The organism is Streptomyces olivaceus, from assembly GCF_000721235.1.
In the GTDB taxonomy this organism is placed as follows: domain Bacteria; phylum Actinomycetota; class Actinomycetes; order Streptomycetales; family Streptomycetaceae; genus Streptomyces; species Streptomyces olivaceus.
The window spans coordinates 279,082-297,347 of sequence record NZ_JOFH01000004.1 but is presented as its reverse complement, the minus strand read 5'-3'; the positions used below and the strand labels follow the sequence as shown (position 1 = coordinate 297,347).

General features: G+C 73.8%; 17 protein-coding genes. 10 read left to right on the top strand and 7 right to left on the bottom strand.

Going from position 1 to position 18,266, the window contains the following annotated elements; genetic code table 11:
- Nucleotides 1-37: 37 nt before the first annotated feature.
- On the bottom strand, nucleotides 38-1,492 hold the full coding sequence (locus tag IG94_RS0107460; protein WP_031032731.1) for a benzaldehyde dehydrogenase: 1,455 nt from the start codon (nucleotides 1,490-1,492) through the stop codon (nucleotides 38-40).
- 79 nt (nucleotides 1,493-1,571) lie between these two features.
- On the bottom strand, nucleotides 1,572-3,155 hold the full coding sequence (gene mdlC, locus IG94_RS0107455) for a benzoylformate decarboxylase (protein ID WP_031032730.1): 1,584 nt from the start codon (nucleotides 3,153-3,155) through the stop codon (nucleotides 1,572-1,574).
- Between the two features lie 94 nt (nucleotides 3,156-3,249).
- On the opposite strand from mdlC, the gene IG94_RS0107450 reads away from it, so the two are divergent.
- From IG94_RS0107450 to IG94_RS0107435, 4 genes are all read left to right on the top strand, one after another.
- On the top strand, nucleotides 3,250-4,185 hold the full coding sequence (locus tag IG94_RS0107450; RefSeq protein WP_031032729.1) for a LysR family transcriptional regulator: 936 nt from the start codon (nucleotides 3,250-3,252) through the stop codon (nucleotides 4,183-4,185).
- A 133-nt stretch (nucleotides 4,186-4,318) separates the two neighbouring features.
- On the top strand, nucleotides 4,319-4,747 hold the full coding sequence (locus IG94_RS0107445; protein ID WP_031032728.1) for a hypothetical protein: 429 nt from the start codon (nucleotides 4,319-4,321) through the stop codon (nucleotides 4,745-4,747).
- 157 nt (nucleotides 4,748-4,904) lie between these two features.
- Nucleotides 4,905-6,545, top strand: a complete 1,641-nt coding sequence (gene pgm / locus IG94_RS0107440) for a phosphoglucomutase (alpha-D-glucose-1,6-bisphosphate-dependent) (protein WP_031032726.1) — start codon at nucleotides 4,905-4,907, stop codon at nucleotides 6,543-6,545.
- A 414-nt stretch (nucleotides 6,546-6,959) separates the two neighbouring features.
- Nucleotides 6,960-7,433 (top strand): ATP-binding protein, encoded by a 474-nt coding sequence (locus IG94_RS0107435; RefSeq protein WP_031032724.1) that lies wholly within the window; start codon nucleotides 6,960-6,962, stop codon nucleotides 7,431-7,433.
- Here IG94_RS0107435 and IG94_RS0107430 read toward each other — a convergent pair.
- Entirely contained in the window at nucleotides 7,421-7,963 is a 543-nt protein-coding gene (locus IG94_RS0107430; protein WP_031032723.1) for a GNAT family N-acetyltransferase, read from the bottom strand. The genes IG94_RS0107435 and IG94_RS0107430 overlap by 13 nt on opposite strands.
- A 142-nt stretch (nucleotides 7,964-8,105) precedes the next feature.
- On the opposite strand from IG94_RS0107430, the gene IG94_RS0107425 reads away from it, so the two are divergent.
- From IG94_RS0107425 to IG94_RS0107410, 4 genes are all read left to right on the top strand, one after another.
- The gene (locus IG94_RS0107425; RefSeq protein WP_031032721.1) at nucleotides 8,106-10,001 is read left to right on the top strand and encodes a SpoIIE family protein phosphatase; all 1,896 of its coding nucleotides are present in this window, start codon (nucleotides 8,106-8,108) and stop codon (nucleotides 9,999-10,001) included.
- 175 nt (nucleotides 10,002-10,176) lie between these two features.
- Entirely contained in the window at nucleotides 10,177-10,641 is a 465-nt protein-coding gene (locus tag IG94_RS0107420) for a hypothetical protein (protein WP_031032719.1), read from the top strand.
- 128 nt (nucleotides 10,642-10,769) lie between these two features.
- Complete coding sequence (locus IG94_RS0107415) at nucleotides 10,770-11,444, top strand: class F sortase (protein WP_031032718.1); 675 nt, start codon at nucleotides 10,770-10,772, stop codon at nucleotides 11,442-11,444.
- Nucleotides 11,445-11,574: 130 nt separating this feature from the next.
- Nucleotides 11,575-12,735, top strand: coding sequence for a SchA/CurD-like domain-containing protein (locus IG94_RS0107410; RefSeq protein ID WP_194962957.1), 1,161 nt, complete (start codon nucleotides 11,575-11,577; stop codon nucleotides 12,733-12,735).
- Between the two features lie 87 nt (nucleotides 12,736-12,822).
- Here IG94_RS0107410 and IG94_RS0107405 read toward each other — a convergent pair whose 3' ends face one another.
- Both IG94_RS0107405 and IG94_RS0107400 read right to left on the bottom strand, forming a co-directional pair.
- Nucleotides 12,823-13,851, bottom strand: a complete 1,029-nt coding sequence (locus IG94_RS0107405) for a methyltransferase (protein WP_031032715.1) — start codon at nucleotides 13,849-13,851, stop codon at nucleotides 12,823-12,825.
- A gap of 63 nt (nucleotides 13,852-13,914) precedes the next feature.
- Complete coding sequence (locus IG94_RS0107400; RefSeq protein WP_031032713.1) at nucleotides 13,915-14,985, bottom strand: right-handed parallel beta-helix repeat-containing protein; 1,071 nt, start codon at nucleotides 14,983-14,985, stop codon at nucleotides 13,915-13,917.
- A gap of 299 nt (nucleotides 14,986-15,284) precedes the next feature.
- On the opposite strand from IG94_RS0107400, the gene IG94_RS0107395 reads away from it, so the two are divergent.
- On the top strand, nucleotides 15,285-15,821 hold the full coding sequence (locus tag IG94_RS0107395; RefSeq protein ID WP_031032711.1) for a cysteine hydrolase family protein: 537 nt from the start codon (nucleotides 15,285-15,287) through the stop codon (nucleotides 15,819-15,821).
- A gap of 40 nt (nucleotides 15,822-15,861) precedes the next feature.
- Here IG94_RS0107395 and IG94_RS0107390 read toward each other — a convergent pair whose 3' ends face one another.
- A complete protein-coding gene (locus tag IG94_RS0107390; protein ID WP_031032709.1) occupies nucleotides 15,862-16,350 on the bottom strand; it encodes a DUF5949 family protein in 489 nt (162 codons plus the stop codon).
- 94 nt (nucleotides 16,351-16,444) lie between these two features.
- Complete coding sequence (locus tag IG94_RS0107385; RefSeq protein WP_224258003.1) at nucleotides 16,445-17,161, bottom strand: FadR/GntR family transcriptional regulator; 717 nt, start codon at nucleotides 17,159-17,161, stop codon at nucleotides 16,445-16,447.
- Between the two features lie 125 nt (nucleotides 17,162-17,286).
- On the opposite strand from IG94_RS0107385, the gene IG94_RS0107380 reads away from it, so the two are divergent.
- Nucleotides 17,287-18,216: a dihydrodipicolinate synthase family protein gene (locus IG94_RS0107380; RefSeq protein WP_031032707.1), complete on the top strand. Its 930-nt coding sequence runs from the start codon at nucleotides 17,287-17,289 to the stop codon at nucleotides 18,214-18,216.
- The last annotated feature ends 50 nt before the right edge of the window (nucleotides 18,217-18,266 follow it).

Genomic DNA, 18,266 nt, shown 5'->3' with positions numbered 1-18,266 from the left:
CCGGTCGGGGACCGGTACGGGTGACCGGCCGGAGGGCTCAGAACGGGTAGTCGGCGATGTCCGGGCGGACCGTGAGCCACTGGGTCTCGGTGAACGCCTCGACGTTGGCGGCGGGACCGCCGAAACGGGAGCCGGTGCCGGACGCCTTCACCCCGCCGAACGGGGCGTTCGGCTCGTCGCTCACGGTCTGCTCGTTGATGTGCACCTTGCCGGAGTCGATCCGGTCGGCGAGCCGCATCGCCGTACCCACGTCGCCGAGGATGCCGACCGACAGGCCGTACTCGCTGTCGTTGACGATCCGCGCGGCCTCCTCGGTGGTGGAGAAGGAGACGACGGGCGCCACGGGGCCGAATATCTCCTCGCGCCAGGCCGGCATGTCCGTCGTGAGGCCGGTCAGGACGGTGGCGCGGTAGCCGGCCCCGTCGATCTCGCCGCCCGCGGCGAGCTTCGCCCCCGCCGCGACGCTGTCCGTGACGATGCCGTGCACCCGCTCCAGCTGCCCGCGGTCGATGAGCGGACCGAGCGCCACGTCCTCGCGGGCCGGGTCGCCGACCCGCAGGGCGTCGGCCTTCGCGGCGAGCGCCGCGGTGTACTCGTCCACCAGTGACTCGTGCACGAGGTGACGGCCCGTCGTCATGCAGATCTGCCCCTGGTGCAGATACGACCCGAACGCGCCCGCCGACGCCGCCCTCGCCACGTCCGCACCGGGCAGCACGACCAGCGCGTTGTTGCCGCCCAGCTCCAGGTGGGCCCGCTTCAGCAGCCGCCCCGCCCGCTCGCCGATCGCCCGCCCCACCGGCGTGGAACCCGTGAAGGAGACCACCCGGACCTCGGGTGCCTCGACCACCGCCCGGCCGACCGCACCGTCGCCCGGCAGCAGGTGCAGGACGCCGGCGGGGAGCCCGGCCTCCTCGAAGATCCGGGCGATGACCACCCCGCCGCTCACCGCGGTGCGCGGATCCGGCTTGAGCAGCACGGCGTTGCCGAGCGCCAGCGCGGGGGCCACCGAGCGCAGGCCCAGGACGAGCGGGAAGTTGAAGGGCGCGATCACGCCGACCACACCGGCGGGGCGGCGCCGGGCCAGCGACCAGCGGGCGTCCTCCGAGGTGAGCACCTCGCCCTGGGGGTGCGCCGGCAGTGCGGCGCACTCGAAGCACTCGCCGATCGCAAGGCCCGTCTCGAAACCGGCCTTGGACCGCACCGAGCCGGCCTCGCGCACCAGCCAGTCCTCGATCTCGGCGGCGTGCTCGGTGAACAGCTCACCCGCGCGCCGCAGTACGGCGGCACGCCGCTGCGGCGAGGTCGCCGCCCACGCGCGCTGGGCCTCGGCGGCCCGGGCGGCGGCCGGGTCCACGTCCTCGGCCGTCGCCACGCCCACGGTGCCGAGCCGGTCGCCGGTGGCGGGTTCGGTCACCGGCTGCCGTGCGGGGGAGTGCCGCCAGCCGTCGCTGCAGAACTTCCCGCCCCAGACGGCGCTGTCCAGGAATGTCATCGTCTTCCTCTCGTCGGGATCCTCGGTCGCGGTCTTCGGAAGCGTTCTTCGGTCGGATGCGAGTCGGTTCGGGGTCGGTTCAGGAGGGCGTGGTGAGCGCCGTGTCCACCTGGATCAGCCGGGGGCCCGCCGGCCGCTCGGCCAGCGCGGCGCGCAGCTCCGCCACCCCGCCGACGTGCTGGGCACGGACGCCGTATCCCTCCGCGATGCGGGTGAAGTCGAGCCCCGGGATGTCCGTCCCCGGGGTGTCCGGCACGCCGAGCAGCCCGCCGAACCAGCGCAGCGCCCCGTACGTCCCGTTGCGCAGCAGTACGACGGTCAGCGGAACCCGGTGCTGCGCGGCCGTCCACAGGGCGGTGATGCCGTAGTTGGCGGAGCCGTCGCCGATCACGCCGGCCACCGGGCGGCCGGGCTGCGCCATGGCGACGCCGACCGCGCCGGGCAGGCCGAAGCCGAGCCCGCCGGCCGCCGGGAAGTAGTAGGAACCCGGGCGGCGCAGATCCATCTGGCGCCACCAGGCCGCGTTGGTCGACGTCGACTCGACGACGTACGCGGTGTCCTCGGGCAGCTCCTCGCGCAGCGCGGCGAAGACCTCCTCCGGATGCAGTCCCGGCCCCTCGGCGGTGAGCGGCTCGGGCACGGGGAGCGGGGCACCCGCGGGGGCTCCCCCTCCCGTGCCCGGCGACGCCAGGAGCACGTCGATGACGGCACCCGGATCGGCGACCAGCGCCTCGCCCACCGGCGCCCGCGCGGCGGCGGAGGCGTCCTCGGTCACCTGGATCAGCCGGGTGCCCGCGGGCAGGTACCGGCCGGGCAGGTGCTCGTGGTAACGGAAGACCGGCGCACCCAGCACGAGCACCAGGTCGTGGCCCTCGAACGCCTCGGCGACCGGCGCGATCCCGGCGGGCAGCACGCCCCGGAACAGCGGGTGCCGGTTGGGGAACGGCAGCCGGAAGAGCGAGGGCGCCGCCCACACCGGGCAGCCGAGCCGCTCGGCCAGCCGCACGGCGTCGTCGAAGCGGCCGGCCGAGTCGATGTCGCCGCCCAGCACGAGCGCGGGCCGCGCGGCCGAGGCGACCTCCTCTGCCAGCCACCGTCCCTGCTCGCCGCCGGGCACCGCGGCCCGCAGCACCCTCCGGTCCAGCACGGCCCGGGCGTTGTCGTCGGCGTCGGCCGACCAGTCGTCGTACGGCACCGACAGGTACGTCGGCCGCCGCTGGAGCCGGGCCTCGAAGACGGCCTGGGCGAGTGCGCGCGGCACGTCCGCGGCGCACGTCGGTTCCGCCGCCCAGCCGACCAGGGGCTTCATCAGGGCCGGGGCGTCGACGCTGGCCAGGTTGGCCTCGAGGCCGATGGCGGGACGCACCTGCTGCCCGGCCACCACGACCAGCGGGGTGCGGGAGGCCACGGCGTTCGTCAGCGCGCCCATCGCGTTGCCGGAACCGGAGGCGGCGTGCAGGTTGACCAGTACGGGGCGGCCGGTCGCCTGGGCGTACCCGTCGGCCATGCCGACGACGGCTCCCTCGTGGAGTCCCAGGACGTAGCGGAAGCCCTCGGGCAGCCCGGCGAGGAAGGGCAGTTCGTTGGAGCCCGGATTGCCGAAGACGGTGGTGAGGCCCTGGCGCTCCAGGAAAGCGTGGGAGACACGGCGCACGGATGGCACGGACAGTCCTTTCGGTGTGACGTGGGACACGCTAGGGACCCCGCGACATGGGCACCAATAGATGTTTCGTCACCGCGACATAGAGTCCGTCGATATGGGGACCTTCGATCTCAACCTGGCCCGCGTCTTCGTCCTGCTCTACGAGACCGGCAGCGTCACGGCGACCGCCGAGACGTTGCACGTCACCCAGCCCACCGTCAGCTACAGCCTGGGCAAGCTGCGCCGGCACTTCGACGACGAGCTGTTCCGCCGCAACGGACGCGGGCTGACGCCCACCGCGGGCGCCCGGCGCCTGTACCTGCCGCTCCAGCGCGCGCTGGCCGAGATCGACGGAACGGTCCGCCAGGGCGACCTCTTCGACGCCGAGACCATGTCGGGCCGCTTCACCATCGCCCTCTCCGACCTCGGCGAGGCCACCCTGCTGCCCAGGCTCCTCGCCGCGGCGCGCGAGCGGGCGCCGGGGGTGTCCTTCACCGTCCGCCCCTTCGACGTGGACGACGCGGAGGGGCAGCTGCGCCGCGGCGACCTCGACGCGTTCGTGGCCACCCCGGTGATCACCTCGCACCTGACCGTGCGCATCCCGCTCTTCCGCGAGCGCTACGTCCTGATGGTCGCCGCCGACCACCCGCGTGTGCGCGGCGACGCAGTGACCCTGGCGGACCTCGCGGCCGAGCACCACGCGACGGTCTTCGGACCGAGCGGGCACGTCGCGCCCCGGGCGGTGCTGGCCGCGCACGGACTCCTCGAACGGGTGGCCGTGGACGCCACCCGCTTCTCGATGCTGCCCTACCTGCTGGAACAGACCGATCTGGTCGCCATCGTCCCCGAGTACGTCGGTGAGGTCTTCACCACCTCCCACCGGGTACGCCTGGTGCGGCTGCCCTTCGACACCGAGCCGATCGAGATCGCCCTGTACGCGCGGCACGAGTCCTCGCGCAGCCCGGCGCAGCGCTGGCTCGTGCAGTTCATGGGCCGGGTACTGGGCGAGCAGGTGAGCACCGCCCAGCTGCCCCCGACCGCGTCCGGCTGACGGCCGCTCACCGACACCGCCGGGTTGGGGGTCACCACGGTCCCGCGTCCCAAGGCCGCGACGCCGAAGCCCCGTTGGAGGCCGGGAGGAGGCGCTCGCGTTTGCCGCCGCGGTGAGGGGCAAGGCGGTATCCATGAGCGATCCGAACAAGGACACGAACAAGAAGCCCACCGGCACCCGGACCGCCGAGTCCAAGGCGCGCGGCGCCGCGGAGAAGGCGACCGCACCCGCCTCGCGGGCGAGCCGGGCCGCCGCCGACCGGGCCGGTGACGCCGCGTCGGCGGCCAGGGCCGGCGCCCAGCGCTCCGCCGAGGCCGCGAACGGTGCCGTGCACACGGCGGCCAAGGGCGTCGAGGCCGGCCGCCAGGCGGTCGTCGCCACCACGGGGCAGGTCGCGGCCACGGCGAAGACGGCGTGGACGGCCATCGCCCACCGCAAGCTCGTCGCCGCGGGCGTGGGCGTCGGCATCACCGCCGTCAGCGCCGCCTCGTACGCGGTGGGCCGCCGCGCGGGACACCAGTCCCGCGGGCCCCTCACCCGTCTCACCGGCGGCCGGATCTGACGCCCGGCCGGTCCTCCCGCACGGTCGGCGCTCCCGGCACCACCCCCGCCGCGCCCCGCACCCGCCACCACCGAGGGCGAGGCGTACGGCACCACTGCCCGGACAGGGGAAAATGGGGCCGCGAGCTAAGTCCCGACCGATGCGGAGGAGTGGGCGCATGCAGCACGAACGAGCCGGAAAGCCGGCGGGCCCCGAGGACCTGATCGACGTCGCCCGGCTGGTGACGGCGTACTACGCCCTGCACCCGGACCCGGCCGAGCCCGCCCAGCGCGTGGCCTTCGGCACGTCCGGGCACCGGGGTTCCTCCCTCGCGGCGGCGTTCAACGAGGACCACATCGCCGCCACCAGCCAGGCCATCTGCGACTACCGCGCCGCACAGGGCACCGACGGCCCGCTCTTCCTCGGCGCCGACACCCACGCCCTGTCCGAGCCCGCGCGGGTCACCGCGCTGGAGGTCTTCGCCGCCAACGACGTGACCGTCCTCATCGACAGCGCGGACGGCTACACCCCGACCCCGGCGGTCTCCCACGCCATCCTGACCCACAACCGCGGCCGCGCCTCGGGCCGCGCCGACGGCGTGGTCGTCACGCCCTCGCACAACCCGCCCGCCGACGGCGGCTTCAAGTACAACCCGCCGAACGGCGGCCCCGCGGGTTCGGACGCCACCTCCTGGATCCAGGACCGGGCCAACGAGATCATCGCGGCCGGGCTGAAGGACGTGCGCAGGGTCACCCACGCGCGGGCGCTCGCCGCGCCCGGCACCGGACGGTACGACTTCCTCGACACCTACGTCCGCGACCTGCCGGGCGTCCTGGACCTCGACGCGATCCGCTCGGCCGGCGTACGGATCGGGGCCGACCCGCTGGGCGGCGCCTCCGTGGCGTACTGGGGCCGGATCGCCGAACAGCACCGACTCGACCTGACGGTGGTCAACCCGCTCACCGACCCCACCTGGCGGTTCATGACGCTGGACTGGGACGGCAAGATCCGCATGGACTGCTCGTCGCCGCACGCCATGGCCTCGCTCATCGAGCGGCGCGACCGCTTCACCATCGCCACCGGCAACGACGCCGACGCCGACCGCCACGGCATCGTCACCCCCGACGGCGGCCTGATGAACCCCAACCACTACCTCGCCACCGCCATCGCCTACCTCTACGCTCACCGCACCGACTGGCCGGCCGACGCGGGCGTGGGCAAGACACTGGTGTCCTCCGGCATGATCGACCGGGTGGCCGGCGACCTCGGTCGCCGGCTGGTCGAAGTCCCCGTGGGCTTCAAGTGGTTCGTGGACGGCCTCGTCGACGGCTCCCTCGGCTTCGGCGGCGAGGAGTCCGCCGGGGCGTCGTTCCTGCGCCGGGACGGCTCCGTGTGGACCACCGACAAGGACGGCATCATCCTCGCGCTGCTCGCCTCCGAGATCACCGCCGTCACCGGCAAGACCCCCTCCGAGCACTACGCCGCGCTCACCGCCCGCTTCGGCGAACCCGCCTACGCCCGCATCGACGCGCCCGCCACCCGCGAGGAGAAGGCCCGCCTGGCCAAGCTGTCCCCGGCCCAGGTCACCGCCGACACCCTCGCCGGGGAGCCGGTGACCGGCGTGCTCACCGAGGCACCGGGCAACGGCGCGCCCATCGGCGGCATCAAGGTGAGCACCGAGAACGCCTGGTTCGCGGCCCGTCCCTCCGGCACCGAGGACGTGTACAAGATCTACGGGGAGTCGTTCCTCGGCGCGGACCACCTCCGCCAGGTGCAGGAGGAGGCCCAGCAGGTCGTCCTCGGCGCCCTGGGCGGCTGACGCCGCACGGACCCGTCCCGGGCCGGCCCCGATCGGCCGGCCCGGGGAACCCCACGGCTGGCCCACGGCCACGGCCGTCCCACGGACCGCGTAGCCGTCGATCACCTCCTGGGCTGCTGCCCGCCCCGGTCCGCCGTGCGCGCGGAGACCTGCCCGTCGTGCGCCACGTGGCCACCCCCGGGTCCGGCACCGTGCGACCCCGGTGACCGCCCGGCGCGCGGCCGGTCACAGGATCGGGCAGGTGCCGAGTGCCGAACAGGGCCGGGAACGCGCCGAGTCGGAGCGGGGAGAGGGACCACGCACGGAGACGGCGTACCCCGCCGTCCCGTGACCGTGGCGCCCGGTGATGTTTCCCGGTTTCGCGGGTAGACGGGCTGGCGTAAACGGTCAAGGCTCAGGAAGAGGGCGGATCGGATGGACGGGGCTGCCCGCAACGGGCAACGGCCGGAAGAAGAGCCGGTCAGGGTGACGGCGGAGTACGAGGGCATGCCCGGTGACATCGCCCGGGGCCGGGAGCTGGCCCGGGCGTTCCTGGCGCGGGTGCGGGCGGCACAGGTGCTCCCGGTGTCCGACCGCGCGGTCGAACTGGTGCAGCTGGTGGTCAGCGAGCTGCTGACGAACGCCTGCAAGTACGCCCCCGGGCCCTCCCTGGTCGACCTGGAGCTGGCCGAGGACCGGGTGGAGGTCACGGTGTGGGACAGCGAACCGCGGCTGCCCGTGCCCGAGACCGCCGACCCCGGCCGCGTCGGCCGGCACGGGCTGGAGATAGTCATGGCCGTCTGCCAGAGCTTCGAGGTGCACCGGGCACCCGTCGGCAAGCGCATGCGGGCCGCCGTGCGGCTCGCCGACGACAGGAACGGCACCGCCGCCCTCGGTCACCCGGCCTGAGCCGGCCGCCGCAGCCGGTACACCACGCAGCGCCGCAGCGGACCCTCCGGCACGTCCGGATCGTCGAAGTCCTCGGCCGGGTCGCGGGTCATGCCCAGCCGGCGCATCACCGCCCGCGAGCGCGCGTTGGTGGCCGTCGTCAGCGCCAGGACCTCCGCCAGTCCCAGCTCCCCGAAGGCGTGGCCCAGCACCGCTCGCGCTGCCTCGGTGGCGTAACCGTGCCCCCAGGCCGGCCGCGCCAGCCGCCATCCGGCCTCCACGCCGGTGAACGGCATGCCGTCCTCCACGGGATCGAGCCCGGCGAACCCGACGAACTCGCCGGCCGCGGCGGTCTCCACCGCCCACCACCCCCAGCCCCGCCGGTCGAGGTCGGCCTGGAAGCGGGCCGCGGACGCCTCGCTCTCCTCGCGCGTCAGCACCCCGGGGAAGTACTCCCGGACCTCCGGATCGGCGTTCAAGGCCGCCCACGGGGCGAGGTCGGAGGCCCGCCAGTCGCGGAGCACGAGTCGTTCGGTTCGCAGTTCGGACATCGGGCGAACCTACGGGAGAGCGGGCCGCTGGGCGAGCGGAATACCGGGCCCGCGCCTGACTCCTTCGGCCCAGTGGAGCGGTTCACCGCCGCCGGCTGAGGGAAGCTGGCGGCATGGACGGCATCGGAAGGCTGTGTGGGTCGTGACGTCACGCTGGGCGGGCCACCGGGAGGACGACGAGCCGGGCCGCGAGAGGGCGGACGCTCCACGGGAGCCCGGCTTCCCCCGCGCCGTGCTGCGCGCCCTCGGCGCCGGCGTCCTCACTCTCGGCCCCACCGCCCGGATCACCTCCGTCAACCCCTGGGCCGAGGAACTGCTCGGACGGACCGAGGCGGAGATGCTCGGACACGACGCCCACGACCTGCTGCACCGGCACGCCGACGGGAGCCCTGTACCGCGCGAGCGGTGCGAGCTGCGCGACCCGCTGCACGGAGTGCCCGCCAAGGAGGGCGGCGACGAGTACTTCCAGCGGGCCGACGGCACCGTGGTCCCCGTCATCTGGGCGGTCACCCCGCTCGTCCGCGACGGGCGGCAGGAAGGGCTGGTCCTCGTCTTCCACGACTTCAGCCTGCACCGCGGCGCCGTCGAGGAGACCCGGGCGAGGACCACCGCGCTGGAGGCCCTGTCGGCCCAGCTGCACCTGGTCGCCGAGATCTCCACGGTGCTGGTCCCCACCGAGCACACCTCCACCACGCTCCGCCGCCTCCTGCGTCTGCTGGTGCCGGAGCTGGGGCAGTGGGCCGCCGTCGACGTCCGTCCGGGCCAGTCGGACATCCTGGACCGCGTCGCCGTCCGCAGCAACGCGCACCCGGAGCGGGCCCGGCGCCTGCGTGGTCCCCTGACCTCGCTGCCGGACCAGGCACGCGCCGCGATCACCCTCCTGATCAACGGTGAACGGCCCGTCACACTGCGCGCGGCGGACCTCTTCAAGGATCCGGAGAACCCGCTGGCCGCCACCCACCGGGACCTGTTCGAACGGCTCGGCGGACACACCGCCTCCGTTGTCCCGCTCGGCACTCGGCAACGCCCCTACGGCCTGCTGACGGTGGCCCGCACCGGGGACCACCCCGCCCACACCGGGGCCGAGATCGCCCTGCTGGCCGACATCGGCCGCCGCGTCGGACTGATCCTGGACAACGCCCGGCTCTACCACGAGCAGCAGAACGTCGCCGAGACCATGCAGCGCCAGCTGCTCACCCCGCTCCCGCAGGTCGACCACCTCCGCATGGCCGCCCGCTACTGGCCCGCCGAGAGCGCCATGGAGGTCGGCGGCGACTGGTACGACGCCATCCTGCTCGGCGACGGTGTGCTGGCCCTGGTCATCGGCGACGTCGTCGGGCACGATCTGCAGGCCGCCGCCCACATGGCGGAGGTGCGCAACATGCTGCGCGCCCTGGCCTGGGACCACCAGGAGCCGCCCAGCCTGATCATGCGCCGCCTCGACGAGGCCGTGACCAACACCAGCGACGCGCCCATGGCCACCCTCGTCTTCGCCCGCGTCGAAGGCGCCGAGGGCGGCCCGTGGCGGCTGAACTGGGTCAACGCAGGGCACCCGCCTCCCCTGCTGGTCACCCGGGACGGTGAACCCCGCTTCCTGGAGGGCGGCCACGGCCCGCTCATCGGGATGAGCGCCACCCTGCGCCTCGGTCTGAGCTGGCCCGACGCCTGCGAGGACCTCCCGCCCGAGAGCATCCTCCTGCTCTACACCGACGGTCTGGTGGAGAGCCGCGACCGCCCCATCGACGTGGGCATGGACCAGCTCCGCCACCATGCCGGCGTGCTCGCGCGGCGGCTGGAGGCGTGGGGCCCGGACGACTTCTGCGACGAACTGCTCGCCCGTATCGCGCCGCGCGGCGACGACGTCGCCCTGCTCGCGCTGCGCCTGCCCGCCGCCGGCATGGGCGCCCCCGGCGACACCGCGCCGCCCCCGCCGCCCCAGTCCGGGCAGAGCGAGGCCACCCCCGACCGGGCCGCCCCCGGTTCGCGGATCCAGCAGCCGGAAGTGCGGGACCCGACCCGCACCGACCCGGAGGGGTGACGGGCGCCGGGGGAGTGGCGGGCGCCACGGGCACCCCGTCCGGCGGACGGCATCACCCGGCTGAGCGCCTTGAGTGGTGCGGGACGGGCCCGGGGCTGACGGTGATTCACGTCGGGGCCGGGTCACCTCAGCTGACGAAGCACCAGCTGCCCGGCCGTGACGGAAGGAACCGAAGATGCGTTCTGCTCGCATGCTCCTGACCACTGCCGCGGCCTCGGCCGTGTTCGTCCTCGGCGCCCCCGGCGCCTACGCGGCGGCCGGCGGTGACTGGGACCACGACGACTCTTCCTACAGCAAGGAGCACGACAACGGAGGCAAGCACGACGAGCCGCGCGGCGGAGTGCACACGGGCGGCGGCGCGCTGGCCGCGGTGAGCCAGGGCGACCACGACGGCGGCGGCCGCGACGGCGGTGGCGGCGGTGGCCGCGAGTCCGAGCAGGGCTCGCAGACCTACCAGCAGGACGAGGGCGAGAAGTCCTGGGGCGGCGGGGAGCACGAGAAGCCCCGCGGCGGGATGCACACCGGTGGCGGCGGACTCGACACGCCGACCACGACCGCCGGCGGGCTGGCCGTCCTCGCCGTCGCCGGCACCGGCCTGTACGCCGTCCGACGCAAGAAGTCGGCCCACGGAACGGCCTGAGCCGTGCCGGGCGCGATAGCAGCCGGGCCGCCACCCGAAGCACCCGTGGCGGCCCGGTCCGCACCCGCCCCCCTCGCACCCGCCCCTCGTGCCGTCGCCCCGGTGCCGTGCCCCAGTGAGGAGTCCCGATGGCAGTACCCCCTTCCGCCCCCGCCGACGACGAGACCGCCCAGGCCTCCCAGGGCTCGCGCCCCGGTCTGATGGTGCTGTGCGCCGTGGCCCTGCTGGTGCTGGCGGTGAGCCTGGTCGGCGGCAACGACACGTCGGCCGACTCCTCCGGGCCCCCGCTGCCCGCCCAGCCCGGCACGTCCGCCCCGCCCGCCTCCCCGGCGAGCCCGGCCGGACGGGCCCTGCCCCGTGCGAAGCCGGAGCGCCTGCTGATCCCGGAGATCTCCGTCGACGCCCCCTTCACCGACCTCGCCATCGGGAAGAACGGGCAGCTGAAACCCCCGCCCGCCGACGACACCAACCTCGTCGGCTGGTACGCGGGGGGCGTGTCGCCGGGGGAGAAGGGCACCTCGGTCATCGCCGGGCACGTGGACACGAAGACCTCCGCCGCCGTCTTCGCCCGCCTGGACCGGCTGAACGAGGGCGACGTCTTCAAGGTCGAGCGCGCCGACGGGCGCACGGCGTCCTTCACGGTCGACTCCCTGGAGACCTTCGAGAAGGACGCCTTCCCCAGCGAACGCGTCTACGGCGACGCGGACCGGCCCGAGGTGCGGCTCATCACCTGTGCGGGCGACTACGACCACAAGGTCAAGGACTACACGGACAACCTGGTCGTCTTCGCGCACCTCACCTGAGGTGCCGGTCACCCGCGCAGTGCACACGGGTCGCGGGCCGCCGGGGCCGGACCGAGGATCGAGGCAAGCCGGCGTCGCACCACCGCGGCCGACGTTCAGGTACCGCCCCCGCGAAGGGAATGTGCGCCAGATGACCACCATGTCCACCCCTGCTCCCGATGCCTCCGACCCGCTGACACGCCAGGTGGCGCACCAGGTCTCCCAGTCCGTGTTCGACGGCTCCCGCCTGCGGGTCGTCCTGCTGGTCGAGGTCTACGACGGCGCCCAGCAGCAGTTCCTGGAGACGTACGAGAACCTGCGCAGCCACGTGGAGTCCGTGCCCGGGCACATCGGCGAGCAGCTCTGCCAGTCCATCGAGAACCCCTCGCAGTGGCTCATCACCAGCGAGTGGGAGAGCGCCCCGCCGTTCCTGAACTGGGTGAGCAGCGAGGAGCACGTGCGGATGGTCCAGCCGCTGCACAGCTGTGTCAGGGACACCAGGTCCCTGCGCTTCCACGTGGTCCGCGAGACCGGCCACCGGGCCGCCGCCGACGCGCAGGGCCGGGGCGGGCTGCAGGCGGCACCCCGGGTCGGCGACGGCGTCATCCGGCACGCGATCACGTTCACCGTGAAGCCGGGCAGCGAGGAGGCGGTCGGCAGGATCCTGGCCGACTACGCCTCGCCCGAGCCGCGGGTCGACGACTCCACCCGGCTGTGCCGCACGTCCCTGTTCCTGCACGGCAACCGGGTGGTGCGGGCCATCGAGGTCCGCGGCGACCTGCTGGCGGCCCTGCGGCACGTGGCCGAGCAGCCCGAGGTGCGTGCCGTCGAGGAGGCGATCAACCCGTACCTGGAGCAGGACCGGGACCTCGCCGACCCGGAGTCCGCCCGGGTGTTCTACACGCGCGCGGCACTGCCCGCCGTCCATCACGTGCGGGCCGGGCAGGAGGGCCGGGCGGCGCAGCGGCACGCGCTGTCGTACCCGGCCCGGCCGGGCTGCGGCATGCGGCTGGCCCAACTGCTCGCCGAACGCGACGAGGCGGCGGCGGACGACCCGCTCGGCCCCGTCCTGTGCAGCACCATCTTCCAGCGCGACGACGTCGTGGTACGGCTGGTCGACCTGCGGGGCGACCTCCACGCGGGTGATCCCGCGACGACCCTCGGCCTGCCGGACCCGGAGCGGGTGGCCGAACTGACGACCCTCCTGGACGGTTTCACCGACGCCGGCTCCCCGGCCGGCGGCGGCCTCGTCCGCGCTGTGGAGGGCGCCCGCATGGAGCTGGTGACCGACCGCCGCGCGCCGGACGCCTGACCTGCCCCGCGGCCCGGACACACGTCGGCCGCCGGACCGCGGCACGTGCGGTCCGGCGGCCGACGCGCCGTGTGCGTCCCGGTCAGCTCACTCGGGCACGGTGCAGTCGAAGGCGTGCAGGTACGGGTTGACCGGGCGGATGTCGTCGATGACGAGTCCCGCGTCGGTCAGGCGGCCCACCATGCTGTCGGTGGTGTGCTTGGCGCCGCCGACGTTGAGGAGCAGCAGCAGGTCCATGGCGGTGCTGAACCGCATCGACGGGGTGTCGTCGACGAGGTTCTCGATGACGACGACCCGTGTCCCCGGCCCGCCGGCCGCCATGACGCTCCGCAGCGCACGGGCGGTGCTGTCGTCGTCCCACTCCAGGATGTTCTTGATGACGTACACGTCGGCCCGTACGGGCACGCCCTCGCGGCAGTCGCCCGGCACGATCTCCACCCGGTCGGCGAGCGGGCCGCCCGCGCGCAGCCGGGGGTCGGCGTTCTCCACCACCCGCGGCAGGTCGAGCAGGGTGCCCCGCAGGTGCGGGTACTTCTCCAGCAGGCTCGCCACCACGTGTCCCTGGCCGCCGCCGATGTCGGCGACCGTCGAACTCCGGGACAGGTCGAGGAGGGCCGCGACGTCCTGGGCGGACTGCCGGCTGGACGTCGTCATGGCCCGGTTGAAGACCTCGGCCGACTGGGGCGCGTCCTCGTTGAGCCAGGTGAAGAACTCCTTGCCGTACAGGCCCTGTACGACGTTCCGGCCGGTGCGCACCGCCTCGTCGAGCAGGGGCCACGCGTCCCAGGTCCACGGTTCGGTGCACCACAGGGTGATGTTGCGCAGACTGTGCGGGTCGTCCTCGCGCAGCAGCCGGGACATGTCGGTGTGCGCGAAGGTTCCGTCGCCGTGCTCGGTGAAGACGCCGTAGCAGGTCAGGGCGCGCAGCAGCCGGCGCAGCGGCTTGGGCTCGGTCTTCACCGCCGCGGCGAGGTCCTCCACGGCGGTGGGGGTGTCGCCGAGGGCGTCGGCGACACCGAGCCGTGCGGCCGCGCGGAGGGCGGCGGCACATGCCGCCCCGAACACGAGTTCCCTCAGCCGCATGGGCGGGGGTGGGGCGGTCTGTGCGGTCGTCATGCGCCGCCTTCCTTCCTTCTTCGGTCCACGGGCCTTTTTCGGTCCACGGGGGGTGAGGCCGGCTCAGCACAGGCCCGCGGGCTTGGAGGCGCCGCAGGTGTTGCCGGAGAAGGTGTTGCTCTTCGCGCTGTCGCCACTCGTGGCGTCGACCAGGTCGGCGGGGGAGTTCTCGCGCAGCCGGTTGCCGTTGACCTCGTTCTTCGAGTTGGCGGCGCCCACCATGCTCGCGGCGAGGACGATGCCGCCCGACATCGAGGACTTCCCCGAGTTGCCCTCCACCGTGTTGTCGGCGACCAGGACCTTCTCGACACCGGTCAGGACGATGCCGGACCCCTGGAGCGCCTCCAGCCGGTCGGTCTTCGGGCAGGACTTGTTGTTGCGTACGACGTGGTTGTCGCGCACGGCCAGGTCCCCGGCCTTCGGGGTGTTCTCGTCGCCGACGACGAAGACGCCCGCGCAGTTGCCGGTGATGTGGTTGTCCGCGACGGCGAGGTTGCGCAGGCGCCGGACGGTGACGCCGATCCGGTTGCCCTCCAGCCGGTTGTGCGCGACGAGAGTGCCCTCGGTGTCGGCGGCGCCCTCCTCGGTCTTGACCGTGTTGGCGAGGAAGATGCCCGCGTCGCCGTTGTCCCGGGCGGTGTTGCCGCGGATGACGCCGTGCACCGACCGCTCCTGGGCGATGCCCCACACGCCGTTCTTCTCCGTGGTCACACCCCGGACCGTCAGCCCGTCGGTGGCCATCGAGAACACGCCGGTACGGGTGAAGCCGGTCACCGTCAGGTCGGCGACGGTGACGCCCTTGACGTTCTTGTCCTTCGTCCCGATGACGCAGATGCCGTTGCCGCCCTCGGCACAGGTGTCGTCGGCCGCCTTCTGCGTGCCGGGCATGATGACCGTGGTGCGGCCCATCCCGCTCAGGGTGAGCCCGGGGGTGCTCACCTTGACGCTCTCGCGGTACGTGCCGGGGGTGACGAGCACGGTGTCGCCCGACTCGGCGGCGTCCACCGCCTTCTGGATCGACTCGCCGGGGTGGACCACGTGGGTCGTGGGAACGGAGGACGCCGGAGCCGCGCCGAGCCCCGTCCCGATCATCGCTGCGGTGCACACCAGGTACACGACATGGCATTTCTTCATATTCAACAACGTATGCCTGACATATTCCCCGACGGCAGGGATGAGCCATCCGACGGCGTGTCATGAACGGGCGCTGCAACGCGGGTTCCGGGGCGCGAGCCAAGGGCCGGCCGTCGTGGGGTGGGTGGCGCGCACGGCCCTCGACATCCTTGCGGCGCCCAGCCTGGGCCGGAACAGTCTGCGTGGATGGGAGTGCCCCCGCAGAATCGGGCGCCGTGCTGGGCCGTGCGGTCCCTCCCATCGCCCGGCGCGGCCGGGCGCACGGCGTTTTCCCGCCGGCCGGTGGCAGCCTTGGCGGCATGGGCAAGACCGCGCTGATCGTCATCGACATGATCAACACCTACGACCACGAGGACGCCGACTCGCTGATCCCGTCGGTGGAGTCCGTGCTGCCGCGGGCGACCGGGCTGCTGGAGCGGGCCCGGCGCCGAGGCGTCCCCGTGATCTACGTCAACGACAACTTCGGGGAGTGGCGTTCGCACCACGGCGAGATCCTCGACAAGGCCCTGTCGGGGCCGCACTCCCGGCTCGTCGAACCGCTGCGGCCCGACGACTCCTCCCTCTTCGTGGTCAAGGCGCGGCACTCCGTCTTCTTCGAGACGCCGCTGACCTATCTCCTCCACCAGCAGGGCATCGACCGGCTCGTGCTGTGCGGGCAGGTGACCGAGCAGTGCGTGCTCTACTCGGCACTCGACGCCCACATCCGCCACCTGCAGGTGATCGTCCCCCGGGACGCGGTCGCCCACATCCACGCCGATCTCGCGGACGCCGCGCTGCGGATGATGGAGCGGAACATGGGCGCCCGGGTGTGCGACAGCGGCGAGTTGTGGACGTGAGCGGGCCGCAGAGGGACCGGACGGGCCGAGCGGGCCGGTGTCAGCTGCGCAGACTGCGTACGGACAGGACGAGTTGCGCCGACGTCCTGAGGGTGTCCTCGTGGTTGGCGAATGCGGCGACCGCCTCCGCGTCGTCGGGCTCGCCGCCGGTCCAGGGGCGGGTGGCGAAGATGAGGCAGGCGTATCCGCGCGCGTCGGCCGCCGCCCGCCACTGCGGGGTGGGAACGAACTGGGCGTTGACGCCGGGCATGGTGAGCGCCGCGGCTCCGGGCACCACGAGCAGCCCGACCGGCAGGTCCGGCAGGCCGGTGGCGTCGAGGACACCGTCGCCCACGGCGATCCCGGAACGGCTCAGCAGGCCCTCGACGGCGGCCGGCGTCGCCTCCGGGCCGCCCTCCCCGTCGCCGAGGGAGCAGGCGAGGAGGAAGGGGACGTCGCCGTCGGGCGTCTCGCGGCTCCAGGACATGATGACGACCGTGCCGAGGTCGGCGGGGCGCAGCGGGCGGGGGGCAGTGGAGATCGAGGTCATCGCGAAACCGTAAGCGCGCGCCCGCGCGGCCCGGCCCGCCCGTCACCCGGCCGGAGTACATCCCGCTGGTTCTTCACACGAACGAGGGGCGCGCTCAGTGCTGCGACAGCCGGCTGCGGATGTCGTCGAAGTGCCGGTGCACGGCCGTCTCCGCGGCCTCCGGGTTCCCCGCGCGCACGGCTTCGACGATCGCGGCGTGCATTCGCGCCAGCTCCTCGCCGTCGGCCGCCGCGCCCAGTCCCTGTGCCTGTGCGCGCACCCGGTGGAAGGCGCTCCAGAAGGCGTCGAGCACCTCGCTGAGCAGGTCGTTGCCGAGTGAACGGTGCAGCGTCCGGTGGAAGGCGCGGTCGGTGCGGGAGGCGATCTCGCCCGACTCGCGCACCTCCGTGTGCATGGTCTCCACCAGCCCGTCCAGCTCGGCCAGGTCCTCCTCGGGCAGCCGGCCGGCGAGCCGGTGCATGAGCCCCGCCTCCAGCGCCTCGCGCAGTTGCAGCAGTTCGAGCAGGCTGCCGTGGCCCCGGCGGTGCCCGACCACCGTGCGGAACGCCATGGCCTCGGTCATCGGCTCCAGGGACATGGTGCCGACGTAGGTCCCGAAGCCGCGGCGGATCTCCACGATGTGCATGGCCTGGAGGGACTTGAGGGCCTCGCGCAGCGAGTTGCGGCTGACGCCGAAGCGCTCCATCAGCTCCGTCTCGGTGGGCAGCGGGTCGCCGGGACCGAGGCCCTGCTCGACGATCAGCTCCTTGACCTTCTCCTCGGCGTCGGCGGCGACCGAGCCCATGTGACGTCCCCTCTCGACCCTTGACATCCCCTGCTCCGTCATGTGTCACTCTAACAGGACGTGGGACATCCTACGTCCTCGGTTTCCGGGCCTCCGGCGCGCTGCCGTGCGCCGCCCTCCCGGGCCGAGAACAGCACGACCTGGAGTACCGCATGCCCCTCCCCACGCCGCTGAGCGGCGTCGTCCCCCCGGTCATCACCCCCCTCACCCCGGCGGGGGAGGTGGACACCGCCTCGCTGCGCCGGCTCACCGAGCACCTGATCACGGCCGGGGTGCACGGCCTCTTCCTGCTGGGGTCCAGCGGGGAGGCCGCCTACCTCACCGACGCCCGGCGGCTCACCGCGCTGGAGACCGCCGTCGATGCCGCCGCGGGCCGCGTCCCGGTCCTGGCCGGGGTCATCGACACCACCACGGCCCGGGTCCTGGACCGCGCCGCCGACGCCGCCCGGGCCGGTGCCGACGCGCTCGTGGCCACGGCGCCCTTCTACACCCGCACCCATCCCGTGGAGATCGCCGCCCACTTCCGGCGCGTCCGCGAGGGCACCGGTCTGCCGCTGTTCGCGTACGACATCCCGGCCGCCGTGCACACCGAGCTGCCCCGCGACGTGGTCCTCGACCTGGCCGGCGACGGCACCCTCGCCGGGCTCAAGGACTCCAGCGGCGACGACGGATCGCTGCGCCGGCTGCTGGTCGAACTGCGCCCCCGCGTGCCCGGTTTCACGGTGCTCACCGGCTCGGAACTCACCGTCGACGGTGCCCTGCTCGCCGGTGCCGACGGCGTCGTGCCCGGACTCGGCAACGTCGACGCCGCCGGCTACGTACGCCTCCACGCGGCGGCCCGGAGCGGGGACTGGGCCGCCGCCCGGGCCGAACAGGACCGGCTCGCCGCCCTGTTCGCGCTCACCGACGCGGGCGACCCGACCCTGATGGGCGGCAGTTCCAGCGCACTCGGCGCCTTCAAGGCCGCCGCCCACCTGCTCGGTCTCATCGACTGCCCGGCCACCGCCGCACCGCAAGTGCCCCTCGACGAACGCGCCGTGGCCCGGGTCCGCGACCGACTCACCGAGGCCGGTCTCCTGTGACCCGCGGACCGGGGCCGCAGGCCCGGCCCCGGTCCTGCCCGCACCCCGTC